At 68.5% G+C, this 4,138-nt stretch carries 3 protein-coding genes and 1 riboswitch; all 3 genes read left to right on the top strand.

Going from position 1 to position 4,138, the window contains the following annotated elements; all coding sequences use genetic code 11:
* Positions 1–51: 51 nt before the first annotated feature.
* Positions 52–127, top strand: a riboswitch (ZMP/ZTP riboswitch).
* A 97-nt stretch (positions 128–224) separates the two neighbouring features.
* On the top strand, positions 225–1,544 hold the full coding sequence (glyA, locus tag BN1056_RS04925; protein ID WP_210579524.1) for a serine hydroxymethyltransferase: 1,320 nt from the start codon (positions 225–227) through the stop codon (positions 1,542–1,544).
* Entirely contained in the window at positions 1,541–2,443 is a 903-nt protein-coding gene (locus BN1056_RS04920) for a bifunctional methylenetetrahydrofolate dehydrogenase/methenyltetrahydrofolate cyclohydrolase (RefSeq protein WP_210579522.1), read from the top strand. The genes glyA and BN1056_RS04920 overlap by 4 nt, the downstream gene beginning before the upstream one ends.
* A 385-nt stretch (positions 2,444–2,828) precedes the next feature.
* Positions 2,829–3,899: a hypothetical protein gene (locus BN1056_RS04915; RefSeq protein ID WP_210579521.1), complete on the top strand. Its 1,071-nt coding sequence runs from the start codon at positions 2,829–2,831 to the stop codon at positions 3,897–3,899.
* The last annotated feature ends 239 nt before the right edge of the window (positions 3,900–4,138 follow it).

The following is a 4,138-nucleotide window of genomic DNA, read 5'->3' as shown; positions in this document are numbered from 1 at the left end:
CCGAAGCGCCCTGCCCCACCTGGCCCCGCCGCGCCGTCGGCGCTAGCATGGGGCCGTCGTCGCGACTGGCGAAAAGGTGGTCACCACCGGGGAGCGGCGGCACGTCACGGGTCCGCCTGCACCCTGCGGTGGCTCCGGGACGCAGCAACGGAGAACCTGGTCGCCCGCCTGGGCCGAGGTCGACGCCCACGCGCGGCCCGCGCCGCGCACACATCAGGAGAACCATGACCGACTCCGCGGCCACCGCCCGCACCGCCCTCAACAACCAACCCCTGGCCGACCTCGACCCGGAGATCGCCAAGGTCCTCGACGACGAGCTCGCCCGCCAGCGCGGCACCCTGGAGATGATCGCCTCGGAGAACTTCGTGCCCCGCGCCGTCCTCCAGGCACAGGGGAGCGTGCTGACCAACAAGTATGCCGAGGGCTACCCCGGGCGCCGCTACTACGGCGGCTGCGAGGTGGTCGACGTCGCCGAATCCCTGGCCATCGAGCGCGCCAAGGCCGTCTTCAACGCCGAGTGGGCCAACGTCCAGCCGCACTCCGGCGCCCAGGCCAACGCCGCCGTCCTGCACGCCCTGGCCAACGGCGGCGACACCATCCTCGGCCTGTCGCTCGCCCACGGCGGTCACCTCACGCACGGCATGAAGATCAACTTCTCCGGCAAGAACTACCACGCCACCGCCTACGGCGTGGACGAGACCACTCACCGCATCGAGATGGAGCAGGTGCGCGAGGCCGCCCTGCGCGAGCGCCCCCGCGTGATCATCGCCGGCTGGTCCGCCTACCCCCGCCACCTCGACTTCGAGGCCTTCCGCTCCATCGCCGATGAGGTCGGCGCCGCCCTGTGGACCGACATGGCCCACTTCGCCGGGCTGGTCGCCGCCGGCCTGCACCCCTCCCCGCTGCCGTGGTCCGACGTCGTGTCCACCACCGTCCACAAGACCCTCGGCGGCCCCCGCTCCGGCATGCTGCTGACCAACCGCGTCGAGCAGTGGGGCAAGAAGCTCAACTCCGCCGTCTTCCCCGGTCAGCAGGGCGGGCCGCTCATGCACGTGATCGCCGCCAAGGCCGTCGCCATGAAGATCGCCGGCACCGACGAGTTCAAGGACCGTCAGGCCCGCACCCTTGAGGGCGCCTCGATCCTCGCCCAGCGCCTGCTCGCCGACGACGTCGCCGCCGCCGGCATCAAGCTGGTCACCGGCGGCACCGACGTCCACCTGGTGCTGGTGGACCTGCGCGACTCCGCCCTGGACGGCCAGCAGGCGGAGGACCTGCTGCACGACGCCGGCATCACCGTCAACCGCAACGCCGTCCCCTTCGACCCGCGCCCGCCGCGCGTCACCTCCGGCCTGCGCATCGGCACGCCGGCCCTGGCCACCCGCGGCTTCGGCCCCACCGAGTTCACCGAGGTCGCCGACATCATCGCCACCGCCCTGGTGGCGGGTGCGGCCGGCAAGGCCGACGACGAGCTGCTCGCCTCCCTGCGCGGACGCGTGCGCACGCTCACCGACGCCTTCCCGCTCTACCCGGGGCTGGCCCAGTGAGGGCCCCGTGGACGGGCGCCGCCCGCGTCCTGGACGGCAAGGCCACCGCCGCGGCGCTCAAGGCCGAACTGGCCGAGCGCGTGGCCGCCCTGCGTGAGCGCGGCATCACCCCGGGTCTGGGCACGGTGCTGGTCGGTGAGGATCCCGGCAGTGTCAAATACGTGGCCGGCAAGCACGCCGACTGCGCCGAGGTCGGCATCGAGTCCATCCGCGTGGACCTGCCCGCCACCGCCACGCAGGCGGAGATCGAGGCGGCCGTTGACCGCCTCAACGCCGACCCCGCCTGCACCGGTTACATCGTCCAGCTGCCGCTGCCCGCCGGCATCGACACCAACGCCATCCTGGAACGCGTCGACCCCGACAAGGACGCCGACGGCCTACACCCCACCAACCTCGGCCGCCTGGTGCTGCGCGGCACCGGTCCGATCACCTCGCCGCTGCCGTGCACGCCGCGCGCCTGCATCGAGCTGATCACCCGCCACGGCATCGACCTGGCCGGCAAGAACGTGTGTGTCATCGGCCGCGGCGTCACCGTGGGCCGCTCCATCGGCCTGCTGCTGATGCGCAAGGACGTCAACGCCACCGTCGACGTCTGCCACACCGGCACCCGCGACCTGGCCGCGCATGTGCGCCGCGCCGATGTCGTCATCGCCGCCGCCGGCTCGGCCGGCATCGTCACGGCCGACATGGTCGCGCCCGGGGCGGTAGTACTGGATGTGGGCGTCTCCCGCGTCGTCAACCCGGAGACCGGCAAGGGACGGATCATGGGCGACGTCGCCGACGGCGTCGACCAGGTCGCCGCCTGGCTGTCCCCGAACCCCGGGGGAGTCGGCCCGATGACGCGCGCCCTGCTGCTGGCCAACGTCGTCGAGATCGCCGAGCGCAACGCCGTCGGCTGATACGCGCTGCGCCCGGGATCAGCGGTTCGTGGCCGCGTCACCTGGCTGTTGCTCCCGCTGTGACACGTCTCGAATGGACTGCAACGCGGTTCACGGGGCTAATCTGGCTGACGGTTCGTACCTTTGCTTCGACGCTTCGTACTTCGGCGTGACGGTTCGTACCCGTAGGTGCCGAACCGTCGTAAGGAGGTACGAACCGCCGACCGGAAAGTACGAACCGTCGGCGTTGGTGCCGAACCGTCGTACGGCTGCGTGGTCCGGGAGTGTTGGCGGCGCACGGCGTGCCGGCCCACCGACGTCCACAGGCGTGGTTGGTGCGCCCCTCATTCACATATTTGTGAACGGTCAGATGTGACACGGTGCCGTTGTTTTCCATGCTGTAGTCATGACCGTTCACGTTTCCGCTGTGCTCCCAGCTGTCGTATCCACTACCGGATGCCTTGGCGCCGTTCCTGAAACTGCTGTACCGATCATGCGTGGACAGGTTCTCCTGCCGCAGGTCTCTGTCGGGCACTGGGCCCAAAAACGTGAAGTGACCCTGGCCAGGGCCGTCGCCGCGCTGCGTGCTGGCGCCGGTACGATCGCCATCGCATACGAGGCCGCAGTGCTCATTCACGGGGGATCACTACGCAGATTCGAGCCGGATATTGATGTCCTGCTGTCGTATAGGCCACGCGTGTCTGCCACCGCGCTTCCGCAGGTCATCTACGGTGGAACACTTGCGAGGCGGGTCCCCAGGGGCGAGCGTATCCCGTTAGAACGTGCGGAACGACTGGGACGACGGGTGCAACTGCGCCGCCACTACCGCGAAGACCTCCGCGAGCACGACACTGTCACCATCAACGGTGTGCCGGTGACTTCGCTCGCCCGTACATTGACTGATTGTCTGCTCGACCTACCGCCCGCAGATGCGTTGGTGGCAGGTGACTCGCTGCTGCGAGTCCACTGCCGCCCGGACCGTTGGCGCAGCCGAGACACCAACGCGCTGTGGCAGGAACTGGTTGCCGACGTCGAAGAGAGACTCAGTTCTTACCGCCACCGCAACGGGCGGGTACGCGCACAGAGTCTGCTCAAGCTGTTGTCTCCCTGGGCGGAGTCGCCGGGCGAGAGTGAGCTTCGCAGGATTCTCCTGGCGGCAGGCTTTCCGCTGCCAGACCTTCAGCACCGGGTAGTCGCTGAGAACAACGAGTACTTCCTGGACCTGGCCTGGCCGGACATCATGCTCGACGTTGAGTTTGATGGCGCCCTGAAGTATGCGGGAGATGATGTGGTATTCCAGGAGGGAATCCGCCAGGACCGGCTGAAGCGTATTGGCTGGAGGGTCGTGCGTTTCAAGACACCGGCACTGCGCGAACCAGACAGCATTGTCCGCCAGGTGCTTGATGCCTCTCCGCAGGGAAGAATGTGGGTGTTGCAGCCGCGGGCCTGGATGAACACGGTGAGCCCGTTGCCCTGAATCGCACCTGTGCGGCGAGGGCTGTACGCCTCGGCGAGATTGCTTTGCGTGACGTCAGCAAAGGCGACCGGCGGGCCCGGGTTCTTATCGGTGCCTGTTTGGAGGTGTTGGCTGTGCCGTGAGTCGACGATCAACATCCGGGCGAGTCTGACGGTTCGTACCTTTGCTTCGACGCTTCGTACTTCGGCGTGACGGTTCGTACTCGTAGGTGCCGAACCGTCGTAAGGAGGTACGAACCG

This window comes from Actinomyces succiniciruminis (assembly GCF_900002405.1).
Classification (GTDB): domain Bacteria; phylum Actinomycetota; class Actinomycetes; order Actinomycetales; family Actinomycetaceae; genus Actinomyces; species Actinomyces succiniciruminis.
This window is presented reverse-complemented; position numbering and strand designations above follow the sequence as displayed.